The organism is Methylobacterium sp. JK268 (genome assembly GCF_054052225.1).
Genome location: NZ_JBSVZN010000003.1, coordinates 199,118 through 216,806, shown reverse-complemented (window position 1 = coordinate 216,806; position 17,689 = coordinate 199,118). Strand labels below are relative to the sequence as shown.

Below are 17,689 nucleotides of genomic sequence, written 5' to 3'. Positions count from 1 at the left end.
AACGGCTTGGCCGCAGCGGCCCTTACTTTCGACAGATTCGAGCGCGATCGAAGCGCAAACCGACCGATCCGAGGACGCACCAGGGGCTGGATCCGCCGCCCGGGACACGAGGACGATTGCATGAACCCCGCCGATGCCGTCCAGGCCCTTCCGGTCCCTGACATCACCATGTTCAGCCTGTTCTGGCAGGCGCACTTCGTCGTGAAGGTCGTGATGATGGGCCTGCTCGGCGCCTCCGTCTGGTGCTGGGCCATCATCGTCGACAAGACGCTGCTGTTCCGCCGCGCCAAGGCGGAGATGGATGCTTTCGAGGAATCCTTCTGGTCGGGCCGCTCGCTGGAGGAGCTGTTTCGCTCCTTCCACGACAAGGCCCCGACCGGCCTCGCGGCGGTCTTCGTCGCGGCGATGCGGGAGTGGAAGCGCTCCTTCGAGGGCTCGGGCCGCTCGATCCACAGCCTCGGCCAGCGCATCGACAAGGTGCTCGACGTGACGATCCAGCGGGAGGTCGAGCGCTTCGAATCGCGCCTGCTCTTCCTCGCCTCGATCGGCTCGGCGGGCCCCTATATCGGCCTGTTCGGCACGGTCTGGGGTATCATGACCGCCTTCACGTCGATCGCCGCCTCCAAGAACACCAGCCTGGCGGTCGTGGCGCCGGGCATCGCCGAGGCGCTCTTCGCCACCGCGATCGGCCTCTTCGCGGCGATCCCGGCGGTGCTCGCCTACAACAAGCTCCAGGCCTCGGTCGGCAAGCTGCAGGGCCGCCTGGAGGGCTTCGCCGACGAGTTCTCCGCCATCCTGTCGCGCCAGATCGACGAGCGCCTCGCGCTCGCCGCCTGACCTGATCCCTCCAGCGAGCCGGGACGACACGCATGGGCATGGCCACCGGAGCGGTGACGGGCGGCAAGCGCCGCCGGCGCGGACGGCGGGGCGGCGCCATCAACGAGATCAACATGACGCCGTTCATCGACGTCGTGCTGGTGCTGCTGATCATCTTCATGGTGGCGGCGCCCATGATGACGGTGGGCGTGCCCCTCGACCTGCCGCAGACCAAGGCGGCGCTGCTCAACTCCGATTCGAAGCCGATCACCCTGTCGATCCGGCAGACGGGCCAGGTCTTCCTCGGCGAGGACGAACTGGGCGACGACGCGATCGTCCCGAAGCTCACCGCGACCGCCAAGGACGGGGTCGAGGAGCGCGTCTTCGTGCGCGGCGACAAGCGCGTCGATTACGGGCGCGTGGCCCAGGTGATGGCGATCGTGACGGGCGGCGGCTTCAAGAAGGTCGCCCTCGTCACCGAGCCCGACCAGCGATAGGCGCTTCATGCCGCGCCTTCCCTCCCTCAAGCGGTCCGAGCCGGGCGTCTGGGTCTCCGGCCTCGTGCACCTCGCGCTGCTGGGCGCCGCGCTCTATGCCGCGGCCGCCCACACGCTGCCGCCGGCCGACGAGGGCGTTCCGGTCGAGGTCATCACCGAGAACCAGTACTCCGAACTCACCAAGGGCAGCCAGGACGGGGAGGCGCCCGCCAAGGCGCCGCGGGCCGACCGGGTCGCCGACAAGGTCGTCGAGAAGGACCCGGGCGAGGCCAAGGCCGACGTGCCGACGCCACCGACCCGGCCGCCGACCATGAAGGTGGCGAGCGCCGAGGACCCGCCGATGCCGCCCCTGCGGCCGGCTCTGGAGCAGCCCGCGCCAATGCCGCCGAGCCGGCCCGACGACTCGGCCGAGCGCGAGAAGGAAGCCGCCGCCAAGGCCGAAGCGGAGGCCAAGGCGAAAGCGGAGGCCGCCAAGGCGGCGAAGGCGGAGGCGGCCAAGGCCGCTGCCGCCAAGGCCGCCGCGGCCGAGAAGGCGGCGGCGGAGAAGTCCGCCGCGGAGAAGGCGAAGGCCGAGGCCGTGAAGCGCCAGGAGCTGGCCGAGCTCCTCGCCCGCGAGGAGGCCGAGGCCAAAGCTGCCGAGGCGAAGGCGCAGGCAGCCAAGGAGGCGGCCAAGGAGGCGAAGGCCCGCGCCGAGGCCAAGGCGCGCGCCGAAGCCAAGGCGAAGGCGGACGCCGAAGCGAAAGCGGAGGCGGAGGCGGAAGCCAAGGCCGAAGCAGAGGCCAAGGCGAAGGCCGCCGCCGACGCCAAAGCGACCGCGGACGCGAAGGCGGCCGCCGACGCGAAGGCCAAGGCGGAGGCCGCTCACGCGAAGGCGGTGGCCGACGCGAAGGCCAAGGCCGCCGCCGAGGCGAAGGCGCGGCGCCAGGCCGAAGTCGCCGACCGCTTCAACGCCGGCTCGATCCGGGATGTCCTCGCCTCTCGCGCGGCCGCGCAATCGACCGGCTCGACCGGCCGCGAGGTGCAGCGGACGGCGGCGCTCGGCACGGCGAGCGGCACCTCCGCCCGTCTCAACCCGAGCCAGCGCGACGCCCTGGTGGGTCTGCTGCAGCAGCAGATCGAGCGCTGCTACGCCGCCCCGCCCGGTGCCCAGCAGGGGATCGTGCTGCCCCAGCTCGACATCCGCCTGAACCCCGACGGGACGCTCAGCGCCGATCCGCGCATCCTGCGCGCCGGAGGCAGCTCGGTCGACCGCTCGATCGCCGAGGCCGCGGTCCGCGCGGTGCGGCGCTGCGCGCCCTACCGCATCCCGGCCCAGTTCGCGCCCTTCTACAACGACTGGCGGGTCATCAACGCGGAGTTCGAGCTCCCCCGGGCGTGACGGCGATGACGCTGCCGAGACGATCACCCGACGCGCACCGGATCCGCTTTCCCGGACGGGAGAGCGGGCCGCACGCGCCGTTCTCCCACCTCAAAGCCTGACGGACTCACCGCTCCCATGCTTCCTCGCCCGTTCCCGCGATGGCCGCACGCGCTCGCCTCGGTGCTGTGGCTCGTCCTCATCCTGGTCCAGCCGGCGGCCGCGCAGCTCAACCTGCGCGTCGGGCCGGGCGGCGCCTTCCAGCCGATGCCGATCGCCGTGGCGGATTTCTCCGGCGACCCGTCGCTCGCGCCGCTGGTCTCCGGCATCATCACCAACAACCTCAAGCGCTCGGGCTACTTCACGCCGGTCGAGCGCGCCCGGTTCCCCGAGACCCCCAGCTTCGACGCGGCCCCGAACTTCGCCGCCTGGAAGGGCACCGGCGCGCAGGGGCTCGTCACCGGCCGCGTCACGCGCGACGGCTCGGGCGCCGTGAAGGCCGAATTCCGCCTCTGGGACGTGCTCTCGGGCCAGCAGCTGATCGGCCAGCAATACGCGGGCGGCTCCGGCAATTCGCGCCGCATGGGCCACCTGATCTCGGACGCCGTCTACTCCAAGATCACCGGCCTCGGCGGCTTCTTCGACACGCGCGTCGCGTTCGTCGACGAATCCGGCACGAAGGAGCGGCGCCGCAAGCGTCTCGCGATCATGGACCAGGACGGCGCCAATGTCCGCTACCTGACGAACGGCGAGGCGTCGGTGGTGGCCCCCCGCTACTCGCCCGCGACGCAGGACATCACCTACATGTCGCAGCTCACCGGGCAGCAGCCGCGCGTCCAGGTCATCAACCTGGAGACCGGGGCCCGGCAGGTGATCCCGACCAGCGCGGAGATGAGCACCAGTCCGCGCTTCTCGCCCGACGGGCGCCGGATCGTGATGAGCGACCAGGACGGCGGCAATGCCAGCATCTACGTGATGGATCTGGCCTCGAAGGCGCAGACCCGCGTCACCAACGCCAACGCGATCGACACCTCGCCGTCCTTCTCGCCGGACGGGCGCGAGATCGTGTTCGAATCCGACCGGGGCGGCCAGCAGCAGATCTACGTGATGGGCGCGGACGGGTCGAACCCCCGGCGGATCTCCTTCGGCGACGGCTCGGCGTCGCAGCCGGCCTGGTCGCCGCGGGGCGACTACATCGCCTTCACGCGCCAGCGGAAGGGCTCCTTCGCGATCTGCATCATGAAGCCGGACGGGTCCGGCGAGCGGGTCCTGACGGAGGGCTTCCACAACGAAGGGCCGACCTGGGCGCCGAACGGCCAATACGTGATGTTCTTCCGCGATCCCGGCGGCGAGGCGGGCGGTAAGCTCTACATGGTCGACATCACCGGGCGGGTGGAGCAGCCGGTTCCGACGCCCTCCTACGCCTCGGACCCGACCTGGTCGCCGCTCCTCGCCGGGCAGCGGTGAGGGGCCGGCCAAGACCATGGGTGTGAACGCGCTGCTCTGGAAATCTCCATCGATTTAAGAAGGCTTCCGGCGCTCGCGAGATCGGGCGCGGGATCCCCTCTCCCGAGTGGGCTTGCCTGTTCACACAATCCGGTTTTCGGCGCGTCGGCTGGACGTGGCCGGGGGCGCATCATTCCTCATGCTGAGGTGCCGCGGCGATCGAAGATCGCGCGCGGCCTCGAAGCACCCCGGAACGGTCGATCCCAAGCGGCCTTGGCTTGGATCTGTGCTCAAGGGTGCTTCGAGGCTCGCGATGCTCGCACCTCAGCATGAGGAGGGGTGCGACTTCCAGGGGCGTTCCGTCCACGAAGGCACGACGGGGACGTCTGACTCTGCAAACGGCCTGCGAGGCGCGGGCATGCGCACGACCGGATGTGTGAACCCGCAAACCCGAGTGGGAGAGGGGTAGGGGCGATCGGAGATCGCGCAGGGTGGCTCGGCTTCAGGATTGAACTCCGACGGTCGAGCTTCCAGCGGGACGGTCCAGTCTTCTTGCTGACACCGACCCACCCCTCACCCCCGGCCCCTCTCCCACTCGGGCTAGCGTATTCACGCGTCGCCTCCCGGCATCAAAAAAAGCGCTTCTTTCGCAGTTGCTTGAACGGAACCGAGGAGACCCGCGGGATCCCCTCTCCCGTGCGGGAGAGGGGTTCCCCACGCCATACCCGGGAACCCTCGTGTGTCGACGCAAGTATCTGCCGTGTTTGTATTTCTCGCGTTCTGTGAATCCGCTAGCCCACTCGGGAGAGGGGAGAACAGCCTCACATTGTCCTCGGACAGCCTCGCCCGCGCACCGGCCAAGGGCACGTCCGGACGCTCCTTCCCGGAACACAGGTCTCGCCGATTCAGTGATGATTAACCAAGCGCCTCTACAAACAGAGACAGCCTGAACCGGCACTTTCCTGAGCGACCGTTCGATCGGTGGCGGCGTGAGCTGTTCCTCGCGCCGGCTTACGCTGGCCTGTGTCCAGACGAACGAACGGACGTGCCGCGGAAGAGCGTCACCGAGTAGCGTTCCCATGGCCCTGCGCGACCATCCCTTCGACGATCAGGCCACGCGCCGGCGCTGGCTCGCGCCGCGCCGCGGCCTCATCCGCAGCCTCCTGGCGATCGGCGGCGTCGCGTGGTTCGCGCTCGCCTCGGACGGCTTCGATCCGGGGCCGGCCGACGAAGAGTGGGAGCCGCTCGCCGCCAGCATCCCCGCGGAGCCGCCCGCGCCGCCGCCGTCACCCGTGGCGCAGCGGATCCGCCAAGCCTGGCTCCTCGACCCGAACCCGAGCTTCGATCCGAGCCAGCTGGCGCTGCGCAAGGGCACGCTGCCCCCGGAGATGGGCGCCTTCGTCGCGCCGCGGACGGAGGAGACCACCCCGATCGCCGCTGCGACCCTCGCGGCGCCCCGGGAGAGCCCGGTCCAGCTCGCGGCGATTGCCGAACCGACTCCCCCGGCCTCGCTCGCCCCGGATGCGCGCCTCGTGCTGCAGCCCGTGCCTCTGCCCGTGCCGCGGCCCGCCGAGTTCCGCCTCCAGCGCCCGCCGGAAACGCCCCGCTTCGCCGAGCGCCAGAGCCCGCGCCGCGCCCGCGCGCAGAGCAGCGCCACCGCCATGGCGGATACCCGCAGCTTCTTCGACAAGCTCTTCGGCGGATCCCCGCAGCCCTCCGGTCCGGCGCTCGCCTACGCCTCCGCGGATCCCGCGGCGACCGCGCCGGCGCCGCGCGTCCCCCTCAGCCCCTCGCCGTTCCCCCCGATGAGCGAGGCGACGGCGATCTACGACATCACCGCCGGCAGCGTCACGCTGCCGAACGGCGAGCGGCTGGAGGCCCATTCGGGCCTGGGCGACAAGATGGACGACCCCCGCTACGTCCACGTCCCGATGCGCGGCGCCACGCCGCCCGGCACCTACGACCTCACCGAGCGCGAGCGCCTCTTCCACGGGGTCCGGGCCATCCGCCTCAACCCGGTCGGCGGCAGCGGCGCGATCCACGGCCGCGTCGGGCTCCTCGCCCACACCTACATGCTGGGCCCGAGCGGTGCCTCGAACGGATGCGTGTCGTTCCGCCAGTACGACCGCTTCCTGCAGGCCTTCCTGCGCGGCGAGGTCCGGCGCCTCGTCGTGGTGGCGGGGCGCGGGTAGCTCAGCCCGCGAGCGGCCGCGTCGCGGCCTCGAGCCAGTCCCGGGTCTCGCGGTCGAGGCGGGGCCCGATCTCCGCCAGGACGCGGGCGTGATAGGCGTCGAGCCAGGCGGCCTCGTCGGGCGTGAGCAGGGCCGGCGCGATCAGCGCCCGATCGATCGGGGCGAGCGTCAGCGTCTCGAAGCCGAGCATCGGCCGCTCGGCGCCCGCGACCCCGCGCTCCTCCACGAGGATCAGGTTCTCGATCCGGATCCCGTAGGCGCCGACCTTGTAGTAGCCGGGCTCGTCCGAGAGGATCATGCCGGCCTGCAGGGCCACCGTCCCGGTCTTGGCGATGCGCTGCGGCCCTTCGTGGACCGACAGGAAGCTGCCGACCCCGTGGCCGGTGCCGTGGTCGAAATCGAGGCCGGCCTCCCAGAGCGGGCGGCGCGCGAAGCTGTCGAGCTGCGCGCCGGTGGTCCCGCGCGGGAACACCGCCGTGGCGATGGCGATGTGACCCTTCAGGACGCGGGTGAAGCGGTCCCGCATCTCCTCGGTCGGCGCGCCCACCGCGACGGTCCGGGTGATGTCCGTGGTGCCGTCCGCGTATTGCGCCCCGGAATCGACGAGGAAGACCTCGCCCGGCCGCACGATCCGGTCGCTCGCGGTGCTGACCCGGTAATGGGGCAGGGCCGCGTTGGGCCCGCTCGCCGAGATGGTCGGGAAGGACACGTCGCGCAGGTCGCCTCCCTCCGCCCGGAACGCTTCGAGCCGGCAGGCCGCCGCGATCTCGCCGAGGCCGTTCGGTGCCTCGCGCGCGAGCCAGGCGAGGAACCGCGTCACGGCCGCCCCGTCGCGGCGATGGGCCTCGCGCGTGCCGGCGATCTCGGCGGCGTTCTTGACCGCCTTCATGGCGGCGATCGGGTCGGGACCGGGATCGGCGACGCCGCCCGCCGCCTCGATCCGGCGCTTGAGCGCGACCGATCCGGTCGCGGCGTCGATGCGGATCCGCGCCCCCGTGCGGCCGAGCGCGTCGAGCGCGGCGGGGAGCGTCGCCGGATCGGCGGAGTCGGCCAGGGGCTCCACCGCGCGGCGCGCCTCGGGCGTCAGCTTGACCGGATCGAGGAAGAGCGTGGCCCGCCCGTCGCGCGGGATCAGGGCGTAGCCGAGGGCGATCGGCGTGTGCGAGACGTCGCCCCCCCGCAGGTTAAAAGCCCAGGCGAGGTTGTGCGGGTCGGAGACGACGAGGGCATCCGCCTTCGCCTTGGCCAGGGCCTCGCGGATCCGCTCCAGCTTGGCAGGGGCGGCCTCGCCGGCGAGGTCGTCCGGATGCGGGACGACCGGCGCGCGGGGCGGCGGCGGGCGGTCGATCCAGACCTGGTCGACGAGGTTGAGGCCGGCCGGTTCGAGCCGCCCGCCCGCCGCCGCCGCGGCCTTCTCCAGCCGGGCGACGCCGTCGGGCGTGTGCAGCCAGGGATCATAGGCGAGCACGCCGCCCGCCGGCAGGTTCGCCTCGATCCACGCCTCCACGGTGGTCTCCGCCAGGGGCACCGGGGTGATCACGGCCGGGTCGACCTGGGCGGCGGCCTGCACGGTGTAGCGCCCGTCGACCAACAGGGCGGCTTGGTCGATCAGGATCACCGCCGTCCCGGCCGAGCCCGTGAATCCGGTCAGCCAGGCCAGGCGCTCGGCCCGCGCCGGCACGTATTCGGATTGGTGCTCGTCGGCCCGCGGCACCACGAAGCCGGAAAAGCCGTTCTGCAGCATCGCGGTGCGCAGGGCCGCGACGCGCTCCCGGCCGCACCGGTGGCTCGGATCGTCGAAGGTCTGAAATCGGGCGTGGCTCATGACGCCTAGGCGTAAGCGCCCGGTCCCGCCGCCGCAATGGCCCGGCCGGGTCAGTAGAGCGGATCGAGCCGGACGTTGGGGATCGCGAAGGGACCGACCGCCACCTTGCCGCCGGTGAGCCGCACCGGCGGCAAGGGCCTGAGGGAGTCCGGCTTCTGGGAGTCCGGCTTCTGCGACTCCTCGGCCGACGGATCGGCCGGTGCCTCCCGGCGTCGGCCGCCGCCGAGGAACTGGCCCACGAGGTTGCCGATCAGCGCCGCGTTGACCCCGCCGATGCGCCCCTCCAGGTGCCCGCTCACCAGGGGGGCGATCACCGTGTCGAGGCCAGCGGTGCGCACGTCCAGCTGGCCCGACGGACGGTGGGCCTCGTCGAGGGCGAGCGTGCCCTGCGCCTGGAGGCGGCTGCGCCCCTTCTCGGCGGAGAGGCGCGTGAGGTCGAGGCTGCCGCCCGCCGCCCGCCAGCGCTCCAGCTCCGTGGCGAGCGGGCGGGTGCGGATGCCGGCCGCTTGGTTCACGGTGGCATCGAGGGCGATATCGACCGGGTCCGTCCCCCCCACCAGCGCGTCGAGCTGGGGCAGGGCAGCTTTCTCGACGCGGGCGCTCACGTCCACGGCGCCGTCGGACTCGAAGCGGCCGGGCGTCGGGCGGGCGTGCAGTTCCAGGTGCTCCGTCGCGAAGCGGATCGGGTCGGGCTGGACGCCGGCCACCCGGCCCTGGAGCCCGTCCGCCACCAGGGACACGCGCTGGAAGCCGTCGCCCGTCAGGTGCAGCGAGCCTTCGAGCAGCCGCCAGGTAACGTCGCCGGTCTTGCCCTCCTGCTCCACGTGGAAGGGCCCGGTCGCCTCCAGGATGACGTGGCGGGGCTGGTAGACCTGCGCCACGGCCACGAGCGGCCCCACCGTGAAGGCGACGTCCGAGCGCGAGAAGCGCAGGCCCGCGCAGCGCAATTCGAGCCGGAACGGGAACCCGGTGAGCGCGCGATCGGCGCAGGTCCAGGTCCGGCCGGCCCTGGCCTCCCGGGCGAACCAGCCGTCGATCTCCCGCTCCGCCCGTCCGCGGATCCAGAACCAGCCCGCCGACCACAGCACGGCGACGAGCAGGAGGAGGATGAAGGGGGTGAAGAGCGCGATACGCCCGCGCCGAAACGCCCGCGCGTCCCCGTCCTGTCCGGTCACCTGCGTCATCGGGCTTGCCTCCGGGTCCGATTGAACCGGGCATCCCTAGCTGCTACCGCCCGCGGCCGGCAAGGAAGGCGGGGAGGGCGCGGCGTGGGCGACGGCGACGCACCCGGGGACCTCTGGGTCTTCGGCTACGGGTCCCTGATGTGGAATCCGGGTTTCCCGGTGCGGGAGCGCCGCCCGGCCCGCCTGCGCGGCTACCATCGGGCGCTCTGCGTGCTCTCGCACGTCCATCGCGGCACGCCGGAGCGCCCCGGCCTCGTGCTCGGCCTCGACCGCGCCGGGAGCTGCCGGGGCGTGGCCTTCCGGGTCGCGGAGGCCGAAGCGGCGAGGACGCTCGCCTACCTGCGGGCCCGCGAGCAGGTCACGGCGGTCTACGTGGAGCGGCGGCTGGGCGTCACGCTGGAGGACGGGCGACGGCTGACCGCCGTCACCTACCTGGTCGACCGGACCCACCCGCAATATGCCGGGCGCCTGCCGGAGAGCGAGCTGCTGCGGCTCGTGCGCCAGGGCCGCGGACGCTCGGGCCCCAATCCCGACTACGTCAGCCAGACGCACCAGCACCTCCTCGCCATGGGCGTCGCCGATCCGCTCCTCGCCCGCATCGCCCAGGCCTGCGCGGTCCCGAGCCCCTGACCCGCAGCCGTCCCCGGCACGAGGGGGGGTCGAAAAACGGCCAAGCCGCGGTGATCCGATCGCGCTCTCCGCGCGTTCATGTCCATCGCGCCGCCCTGCCGGCGGCGCCCGGAGATGTCTCGCCGATGCAGGCCACCACCCACCTCGCGCTCATCAACGTCTTCGTCGGCGACATCCAGGGCGGGCTCGGCCCCTTCCTGGGGACGTGGCTGGCGGCAGGCGCGCAGTGGAGCCCGAGCCGGGTCGGCCTCGTCACGACCATCGTCGGCCTCGCCACCTTGGTCCTCAGCGGGCCGCTCGGCGCGCTGGTCGACCGCGTCGCCCGGCCAAGGCTGCTGATCGCGCTCGCCTGCGCGGCGATTCTCGGCGGCACGCTGCTCCTGCTGCCGGCCCGCTCCTTCCCGGCCGTTCTCGCGGCCCAGTTCGTGGCCGCGCTCGGCGGGACGCTGGTGGTCCCGGCCGTAGCGGCGCTGACGCTCGGGATGGTCGGCAAGCAGGCCTTCCCGCGCCAGCAGGGCCGCAACCAGGCCTTCAACCACGTCGGCATCCTGGGCGCCGCCCTGGCGATCAGCTTCGGGACGCCGTATCTCGGCCCGAGCATCGCGTTCTGGATCCTGGGCCTGCTCGCGGCGGCGGCGATCGTGGCGGCGCTCACCACGCCGCGGAAGTCCTGGAACCCGCGCCGGGCCGTCGGATGGAAGGAGGACGATCCGGAGGACAAGCCGGAGCGCTCCCCGATCCGGGCCGTCCTCTCCGACCGACGCCTGCTCCTGCTCTCCGCCGCGCTCGCCCTGTTCAATCTCGCCAACGGCTCGATGCTGAGCCTGCTCGGCCAGAAGCTGGTCGCGACGGGCGCGGACGGCACCGCCTGGACCGCCCGCTACGTGATGGTGGCCCAGCTCACCATGATCCCGGTGGCGCTGCTCGCAGGCTCCCTCGCCGACCGGCGCGGCCGGCGCCAGCTGCTGGTGGCCGCCTGCGCGGTCCTGCCCGTGCGCGCCCTGCTCTCCGCGTTCCTCGCCGACCCGGCCTGGCTGATCCTCGCCGAGATCCTCGACGGCGTCGCCTCGGGCGTAATCGGCGTCGCCCTGCCGGTGGTGGTCGCGGACCTGACCTGGGGCTCGGGCCGGACCCAGACCGCCCTCGGGACGGTCTCGGCCGTCCAGGGCATCGGCGGCGCGCTGTCGGGATGGGTCGGCGGGTTGCTCGCCATCCATCTCGGCTGGACCTGGGCCTTCGTGGCGCTCACCGCCCCGGCCCTGGCGGCGCTCGGTCTCGCGCTCTGGCTGGAGGAGACCTGCGCGCCCGGCGGCCAGGACGCGGCCGGCACGCCCTGCGGCACCGCGGGCGCCCGGCGGGAGCGCGATCAGCGGGCGCCCCTCCTGGCGCGGTGACCGTCCTGCCGGACGCCCGAACCGGCGCCGCACGGGCCGCGGCAATCGTCGCGACACGCAAGAACGGCGGCGGTACGAAGAATTCCCTCGTCCGCCGGCGCCGCTCGACTGTCCCCACGGCAACATATCGTGCCGCAACGACCTCCCGGTTGACTCGCCTCCGGCGCCATGCTGTGAGGCATACCAACGACGCATAAGCGCGATCGAGGAAACGCAGAGGTGATGTATCGCGATGGCTGACACCACCGTCCGGACCGCGGCCTCACCGCCGGACATCGTGCTGTCCACCGACGGCCTCACGAAAGAGTTCAAAGGATTCCGAGCCGTGAACGGCGTCGCGCTCCAAGTGAAGCGCGGCACGATCCACGCGCTGATCGGCCCCAACGGCGCCGGCAAGACCACCTGCTTCAACCTGCTGACCAAGTTCCTAACGCCGACGGCGGGCTCGATCCGCTACAACGGCCGCGACATCACCGGGATGAAGCCGGCGGACGTGGCCCGGCTCGGCCTCGTGCGCTCGTTCCAGATCTCGGCCGTGTTCCCGCACCTGACGGTGAAGGAGAACGTCCGGATCGCGCTGCAGCGCCGCAAGCGGGGCGATTCCTTCGACTTCTGGCGCTCCGAGCAGGTCCTGCGCGCCCTGAACGACGAGGCCCTGTCCCTGGTCGAGGCGGTCGGCCTTTCGGATTTCGCCGAAGTGCCGGCGGTGGAACTGTCCTACGGCCGCAAGCGGGCGCTGGAGATTGCGACCACGCTCGCCCTCGACCCGGCGATGCTGCTCCTCGACGAGCCGATGGCCGGCATGGGCCACGAGGATGTCGACCGCACGGCGGCCCTGATCCGGCGCGTCTCGGCCAACCGCACCATCCTGATGGTCGAGCACAACCTCTCCGTGGTGGCGTCGCTCTCCGACCGCATCACCGTTCTGGCCCGCGGGCAGGTCCTGGCGGAGGGCGACTACGCCACCGTGTCGAAGGATCCCCGCGTGGTCGAGGCCTATATCGGAGCCGGTCATGGCTGAGGCGGCGCTCAAGACCACTCCGGCGACCGCGGCGGCGCCGCTCCTGCACGTGCAGGGGCTGGAGGGCTGGTACGGCGAGAGCCACGTGCTGCACGGCATCAGCTTCGACGTGAAGCCGGGCGAGGTGGTGACGCTGCTCGGCCGCAACGGGGCCGGCAAGACCACGACCCTGCGGGCCATCATCGGCATCCTCGGCAAGCGCAAGGGCTCGATCCGCTACGACGGTGCCGAGACCATCGCCATGCCCTCCCGCAGCATCGCCCGGATGGGCATCGGCTACGTGCCGGAGGAGCGCGGCATCTTCTCCAGCCTGTCGGTCTACGAGAACCTGATGCTGCCCCCGCGGGTGAAGCCCGGCGGGATGAGCGTCGATCAGATCTACGCGCTGTTCCCCAACCTCAAGGAACGCTCGGCCAGCCAGGGCACCAAGCTGTCGGGCGGCGAGCAGCAGATGCTCGCCATCGGCCGCATCCTGCGCACCGGCGCCAAGCTGATCCTCCTCGACGAGCCGACCGAGGGTCTCGCCCCGGTCATCGTGCAGCAGATCGGCCGCACCATCGCCCGGCTGAAGACCGAGGGCTACACCATCATTCTGGTGGAGCAGAACTTCCGCTTCGCGCAGACGGTGGCGGATCGGCACTTCGTGGTCGAGCAGGGGCGGGTGATCGACACGATTCCCAACGCCGAGCTCGACGCGAACATCGACAAGCTGCACGCCTATCTGGGCGTGTGAGGCGCGGCGCGAGGGCAGGTCATGAGGCGCCGATCTCTTCTCCCGGGTGGGCGAGGGGGATCGGTGCCTCGGTGCGAGCCGTCCGCCTAGAACAAAACGCTTTGCCGCAGCGCCCCCGCGACGGCGATCCTCGGAGGAGAGACCGATGCTGACACGACTGCTCGCCGCGACGGCGCTCGCCGCGCTCGCCGCCGGTCCGGCCCTGGCGCAGACCCCGGTGAAGATCGGCGTGCTCAACGACCGCTCGGGCGTCTACGCGGACCTGTCGGGCGAGGGCTCGGTCGTGGCCGCCCGCATGGCCGTCGAGGACTTCAAGGCCGCCGAGAAGGGCCTCAAGGTCGAGATCGTCTCGGCCGACCACCAGAACAAGCCGGATGTCGGGGCGTCTCTCGCCCGGCAATGGTACGACCGCGACGGCGTCGACGCGATCTTCGACGTGCCGACCTCCTCGGTGGCGCTCGCCGTCGCCCAGGTCAGCCGCGAGAAGAACAAGGCCTTCGTCGATTCCGGCGCCGGCGCCGCGGACCTCACCGGGTCGCAATGCGCGCCGACCACCGTGCACTGGACCTACGACACGGTGGCGCTCGCCAACGGCACCGGCGGCGCCATGGTCAAGCGCGGCGGCACCACCTGGTTCTTCCTCACCGCCGATTACGCCTTCGGGCAGGCGCTCCAGCGCGACACCACGGCCGTCGTCGAGAAGAACGGCGGCAAGGTCGTCGGTTCGGTGAAGACGCCGTTCCCGACCTCCGACTTCTCGTCCTTCCTGCTGCAGGCGCAGGGCTCGGGCGCCAAGGTGATCGGCCTCGCCAATGCGGGCGGCGACACCATCAACGCCATCAAGCAGGCGGCGGAGTTCGGCATCACCGAGGGCGGCCAGGCGCTCGCCGGCCTCCTGATCTTCTCCTCGGACGTCCACTCGCTCACCACGAAGGTGGCGCAGGGCCTCGTCTTCACCGAGCCGTTCTACTGGGACCGCGACGATGCCTCGCGGGCGTTCTCGGACCGCTTCGCCAAGCAGGTCGGCGGCAAGAAGCCCACCTCCGTGCAGGCCGGCGTCTACGCGAGCGTGCTCCACTACCTCAAGGCGGTCGAGGCCCTGAAGTCGGCCAAGGACGGCACGCAGGTCGTCGCCAAGATGAAGGAACTCCCCACCGACGACCCGCTGTTCGGCAAGGGCACGATCCGGGCGGACGGCCGCAAGATCCACGACATGTACCTGTTCGAGGTCAAGAAGCCCGCCGAGTCGAAGGGCGAGTGGGACCTCTACAAGACTCTCGCGACGATCCCCGGCAAGGACGCGTTCCGGCCGATGGGCGAGGGCGGCTGCCCCCTCGTCGGCAAGAGCTGAGCGCCATCCCGACGCGGCGGGGCGACATCGCCCCGCCCCCCGGCCTTCCCCCGCCACGAGTCGCTGATCCCATGACCATGATCTTCGGCGTTCCCCTGCAGGCGCTGTTCGGCCAGCTCCTGCTCGGCCTCATCAACGGCTCGTTCTACGCGATCCTGTCGCTCGGCCTCGCGATCATCTTCGGGCTCCTGAACATCATCAACTTCACGCACGGCGCCCAGTACATGATGGGCGCCTTCGTGGCCTGGATGCTGCTCAACTACCTGGGGATCGGCTACTGGTGGGCGCTGCTGCTGGCGCCGCTCGCGGTCGGGATCTTCGGCGTGATCCTGGAGCGCCTGCTGATCGCGCGGCTCTACAAGCTCGACCACCTCTACGGCCTGCTGCTGACCTTCGGCCTCGCCCTGATCATCCAGGGCCTGTTCCGCAATCAGTACGGCGTGTCGGGCCTGCCTTACGCGATCCCGAGCGAACTCTCCGGCGGCCAGCGCCTGCCGTTCATGTTCCTGCCGAATTACCGCGCCTGGGTGGTGGTGGCCTCCCTGGTCGTCTGCCTGGCGACCTGGCTAATCATCGAGAAGACCAAGCTCGGCGCCTACCTGCGGGCCGCCACCGAGAACCCGACCCTGGTCCAGGCCTTCGGCGTGAACGTGCCGCTCCTCCTGACCCTGACCTACGGGTTCGGGGTGGCGCTCGCCGCCTTCGCGGGCGTGCTCGCCGCGCCGGTCTACTCGGTCAATCCCAACATGGGCGCCGACATCATCATCGTGGTTTTCGCCGTGGTGGTGATCGGCGGCATGGGCTCGATCCTCGGCTCGATCATCACCGGCTTCGCGCTCGGTCTCGTTGAGGGACTGACCAAGGTCTTCTACCCGGAAGCGTCCTCGACCGTGATCTTCGTCATCATGGTGCTGGTGCTCCTGGTGAAGCCCGCCGGCCTGTTCGGCCGCACCGCCTGATGATCCATCCTCTGCTCCCCATCCCGACGAGGACCGCCTGAGATGGCCGACACCGCCGCCGCCGCGTCCGACGCCTCGCCGCTCGCCAGCGCCCTGCCGGAGGGCAGGGACGCCAAGGCCCTGCACCGCGTGGTGTTCGTCGGCATCGCGATCGTCCTCGCGCTGCTGCCCTTCGTGCTCTACCCCGTCTTCCTGATGAAGGTGCTGTGCTTCGCGCTGTTCGCGCTCGCCTTCAACCTCCTACTCGGCTACGGGGGCCTGCTGAGCTTCGGCCACGCCGCTTATTTCGGCATGGCCTCCTACGTCTCGGCCTATGCGGCGAAGGTCTGGGGCTTCACGCCCGAGGTCGCGATCATCGCCGGGACCCTGACGGCCGCGATCCTCGGCCTCGTCTTCGGCGCGCTGGCGATCCGGCGGCAGGGCATCTACTTCTCGATGATCACCCTGGCGCTCGCCCAGATGGCGTTCTTCTTCTCGCTCCAGGCCAAGTTCACCGGCGGCGAGGACGGCATCCAGGCGGTGCCGCGCGGGAACCTGTTCGGGGTGATCAGCCTCGCGGACGACCGCGTGCTCTACGCGGTGGTGGCCGTCATCTTCTTCCTCGGGATGCTGCTGATCTACCGCATCATCCACTCGCCCTTCGGCCAGGTGCTGAAGGCGATCCGGGACAACGAGCCGCGCGCGATCTCGCTCGGGTACCGGGCGAGCCAGTACAAGCTCGCGGTCTTCGTCCTGTCGACGACGCTGGCGGGCCTCGCCGGCGCCACCAAGGCGATCGTGTTCCAGCTCGCCTCGCTCACCGACGTGCACTGGTCGATGTCCGGCGAGGTGGTGCTGATGACCCTGGTCGGCGGGATGGGGACGGTGTTCGGCCCGATCCTCGGCGCCTTCGTGATCGTCGCCATGGAGAACTACCTGGCGCAGTTCGGCGCCTGGGTGACCATCATCCAGGGGATCGTCTTCGTGATCTGCGTGCTCCTGTTCCGGGAAGGCATCGTCGGCCTGTTCGCCCGGATCCTGAAGCGCCCGCTCTGAGTGCACCTGACAAAACTCCCGCCGCGCGGGAGGCGCAACGGCGAGCGACGACGGGGATCGGGAGTTTTGTGAGAGACACGAAGCGGGGGCGATCGGGTCCGGTCGCGGCAACCCGGATCCCGGCCCGTCGGAGCGCGCTCAGGGCAGGCGGTCGGCGAGGCTCGTCGTGCGCCCGCTCGCGCGCTCGGCCGGGGCGAACCCGCCGAGCATGAGACCGACCTCCACGCAGAGCATGAGCAGGATGGCCGCGAGGAGCGCGATGATCGTCGCCTGACCGGCGGGGCTGAAAGCGATGACGAGGCGCGGCTCCGGCTCGACGGGCCAGGATGCAGTCCGCTCGGGGAGCGCGGCGGGCGGGGCGGGGGGCATGTCGGCCTCGAAGATCGGCCGGTAGGTGCCGACCGGGATCCGGATGCGCAGCGGGAGGGCTGCCCCGAGCAGGGCGTAGGCGTCGTCGAGCGTGCGCCGCAGGCGGCCGGCCTCAACCCGCACGCTCGGATCGACGGACGGGTCGAAGGCGCCGCCGCGGCCGAGCGCCTGAGTCGCGATCGTATAGGCTTTCAGGGCCGCGCCGCGCCCGGCCAGTTCCTCCTCGACGACGAATCGCAGGAAGTGCGCGAGCTTGGGCGACCGCGCGAAACCGGGCGTGCGCAACACGGTCTCGAGCACGCTTCGAACCTTCTCCTCGTCGGCCTGCTCAGCGGCCTCACCCATCGGCATCGATCGCCCGATCCTCGTTCATCTGCGAAATACTGATAACTCCCCCCAAGTATAACGCAACCGTTGCGCACCTGACCCGGGGCGAGGAGGAAAACGCGGTTGTCCCAGGGCCGGGACGGTGTGGCGGGGCGGAATCGCGCGCTCCGGCAGCGCGGCCGCGGGTGTCAGACGGCGCCTAGCGGTTCGCGGCCTCCGCCCCCGGCCGCTGCGGATCGAGGCCGCCCCGCAGCTGCTCCACCACCGCGCGCGTCACCTCCTCCTGTGCGCCGCGGACGAGCCGCGCGCGCAGGTCGGGGGGAAGCGCCGCCACCCCCGTCGGCCAGGAATGCGGCGGCGTCTCGCCCGGCCTCGGCGGCTCGGGCACCGGCGCCGAGGCGTAGGCGAGGACACCGATCACCAGCGCGGCGCGCAGCAGGAAGCCCATCCCGAATCCCCTGGTCTCCACCGGGCGACCCTGCGTTAGAATGCTGAACGCTCGCTGAGTCGCGGCGGAGAGCTCACGGATATGCTTAACGGCGCGGCTCTTGCG

General features: G+C 71.3%; 16 protein-coding genes. 12 read left to right on the top strand and 4 right to left on the bottom strand.

Annotated elements, in window-relative coordinates:
* Positions 1–120: 120 nt before the first annotated feature.
* The 5 genes from tolQ to ACW9J6_RS04880 all read left to right on the top strand — a co-directional run bounded on the left by tolQ (position 121) and on the right by ACW9J6_RS04880 (position 6,308).
* Complete coding sequence (gene tolQ / locus ACW9J6_RS04900) at positions 121–837, top strand: protein TolQ (protein ID WP_457115320.1); 717 nt, start codon at positions 121–123, stop codon at positions 835–837.
* Positions 838–869: 32 nt separating this feature from the next.
* Positions 870–1,313: an ExbD/TolR family protein gene (locus ACW9J6_RS04895; protein WP_457115319.1), complete on the top strand. Its 444-nt coding sequence runs from the start codon at positions 870–872 to the stop codon at positions 1,311–1,313.
* Positions 1,314–1,320: 7 nt separating this feature from the next.
* Positions 1,321–2,691, top strand: a complete 1,371-nt coding sequence (tolA, locus tag ACW9J6_RS04890; RefSeq protein WP_457115318.1) for a cell envelope integrity protein TolA — start codon at positions 1,321–1,323, stop codon at positions 2,689–2,691.
* Positions 2,692–2,808: 117 nt separating this feature from the next.
* The gene (tolB, locus tag ACW9J6_RS04885; protein ID WP_457115317.1) at positions 2,809–4,137 is read left to right on the top strand and encodes a Tol-Pal system beta propeller repeat protein TolB; all 1,329 of its coding nucleotides are present in this window, start codon (positions 2,809–2,811) and stop codon (positions 4,135–4,137) included.
* A 1,058-nt stretch (positions 4,138–5,195) separates the two neighbouring features.
* Entirely contained in the window at positions 5,196–6,308 is a 1,113-nt protein-coding gene (locus tag ACW9J6_RS04880) for a tlde1 domain-containing protein (protein WP_457115316.1), read from the top strand.
* 1 nt (position 6,309) lies between these two features.
* Here the strand turns inward: ACW9J6_RS04880 and ACW9J6_RS04875 are convergent, their stop codons facing one another.
* On the bottom strand, positions 6,310–8,133 hold the full coding sequence (locus tag ACW9J6_RS04875; protein ID WP_457115315.1) for an aminopeptidase P family protein: 1,824 nt from the start codon (positions 8,131–8,133) through the stop codon (positions 6,310–6,312).
* 50 nt (positions 8,134–8,183) lie between these two features.
* Positions 8,184–9,317, bottom strand: coding sequence for a DUF2125 domain-containing protein (locus tag ACW9J6_RS04870; RefSeq protein WP_457115314.1), 1,134 nt, complete (start codon positions 9,315–9,317; stop codon positions 8,184–8,186).
* An 84-nt stretch (positions 9,318–9,401) separates the two neighbouring features.
* On the opposite strand from ACW9J6_RS04870, the gene ACW9J6_RS04865 reads away from it, so the two are divergent.
* From ACW9J6_RS04865 to ACW9J6_RS04835, 7 genes are all read left to right on the top strand, one after another.
* Positions 9,402–9,947, top strand: a complete 546-nt coding sequence (locus ACW9J6_RS04865) for a gamma-glutamylcyclotransferase (RefSeq protein WP_457115313.1) — start codon at positions 9,402–9,404, stop codon at positions 9,945–9,947.
* A gap of 125 nt (positions 9,948–10,072) precedes the next feature.
* Positions 10,073–11,341 (top strand): MFS transporter, encoded by a 1,269-nt coding sequence (locus ACW9J6_RS04860; RefSeq protein WP_457115312.1) that lies wholly within the window; start codon positions 10,073–10,075, stop codon positions 11,339–11,341.
* Between the two features lie 232 nt (positions 11,342–11,573).
* Positions 11,574–12,362 carry an ABC transporter ATP-binding protein gene (locus tag ACW9J6_RS04855; protein WP_457115311.1) on the top strand — a complete coding sequence of 263 codons (789 nt, stop codon included), beginning with the start codon at positions 11,574–11,576 and terminating at the stop codon, positions 12,360–12,362.
* Positions 12,355–13,095 (top strand): ABC transporter ATP-binding protein, encoded by a 741-nt coding sequence (locus ACW9J6_RS04850; RefSeq protein WP_457115310.1) that lies wholly within the window; start codon positions 12,355–12,357, stop codon positions 13,093–13,095. The genes ACW9J6_RS04855 and ACW9J6_RS04850 overlap by 8 nt, the downstream gene beginning before the upstream one ends.
* Positions 13,096–13,240: 145 nt before the next feature.
* Positions 13,241–14,446, top strand: a complete 1,206-nt coding sequence (locus tag ACW9J6_RS04845) for an ABC transporter substrate-binding protein (RefSeq protein ID WP_457115309.1) — start codon at positions 13,241–13,243, stop codon at positions 14,444–14,446.
* A gap of 71 nt (positions 14,447–14,517) precedes the next feature.
* Complete coding sequence (locus tag ACW9J6_RS04840) at positions 14,518–15,405, top strand: branched-chain amino acid ABC transporter permease (RefSeq protein WP_457115308.1); 888 nt, start codon at positions 14,518–14,520, stop codon at positions 15,403–15,405.
* 42 nt (positions 15,406–15,447) lie between these two features.
* Positions 15,448–16,440 carry a branched-chain amino acid ABC transporter permease gene (locus tag ACW9J6_RS04835; RefSeq protein WP_457115307.1) on the top strand — a complete coding sequence of 331 codons (993 nt, stop codon included), beginning with the start codon at positions 15,448–15,450 and terminating at the stop codon, positions 16,438–16,440.
* Between the two features lie 138 nt (positions 16,441–16,578).
* Here ACW9J6_RS04835 and ACW9J6_RS04830 read toward each other — a convergent pair whose 3' ends face one another.
* Both ACW9J6_RS04830 and ACW9J6_RS04825 read right to left on the bottom strand, forming a co-directional pair.
* Positions 16,579–17,154 carry a hypothetical protein gene (locus ACW9J6_RS04830; RefSeq protein ID WP_457115306.1) on the bottom strand — a complete coding sequence of 192 codons (576 nt, stop codon included), beginning with the start codon at positions 17,152–17,154 and terminating at the stop codon, positions 16,579–16,581.
* 181 nt (positions 17,155–17,335) lie between these two features.
* Positions 17,336–17,605 (bottom strand): hypothetical protein, encoded by a 270-nt coding sequence (locus ACW9J6_RS04825; RefSeq protein ID WP_457115305.1) that lies wholly within the window; start codon positions 17,603–17,605, stop codon positions 17,336–17,338.
* Between the last annotated feature and the right edge of the window lie 84 nt (positions 17,606–17,689).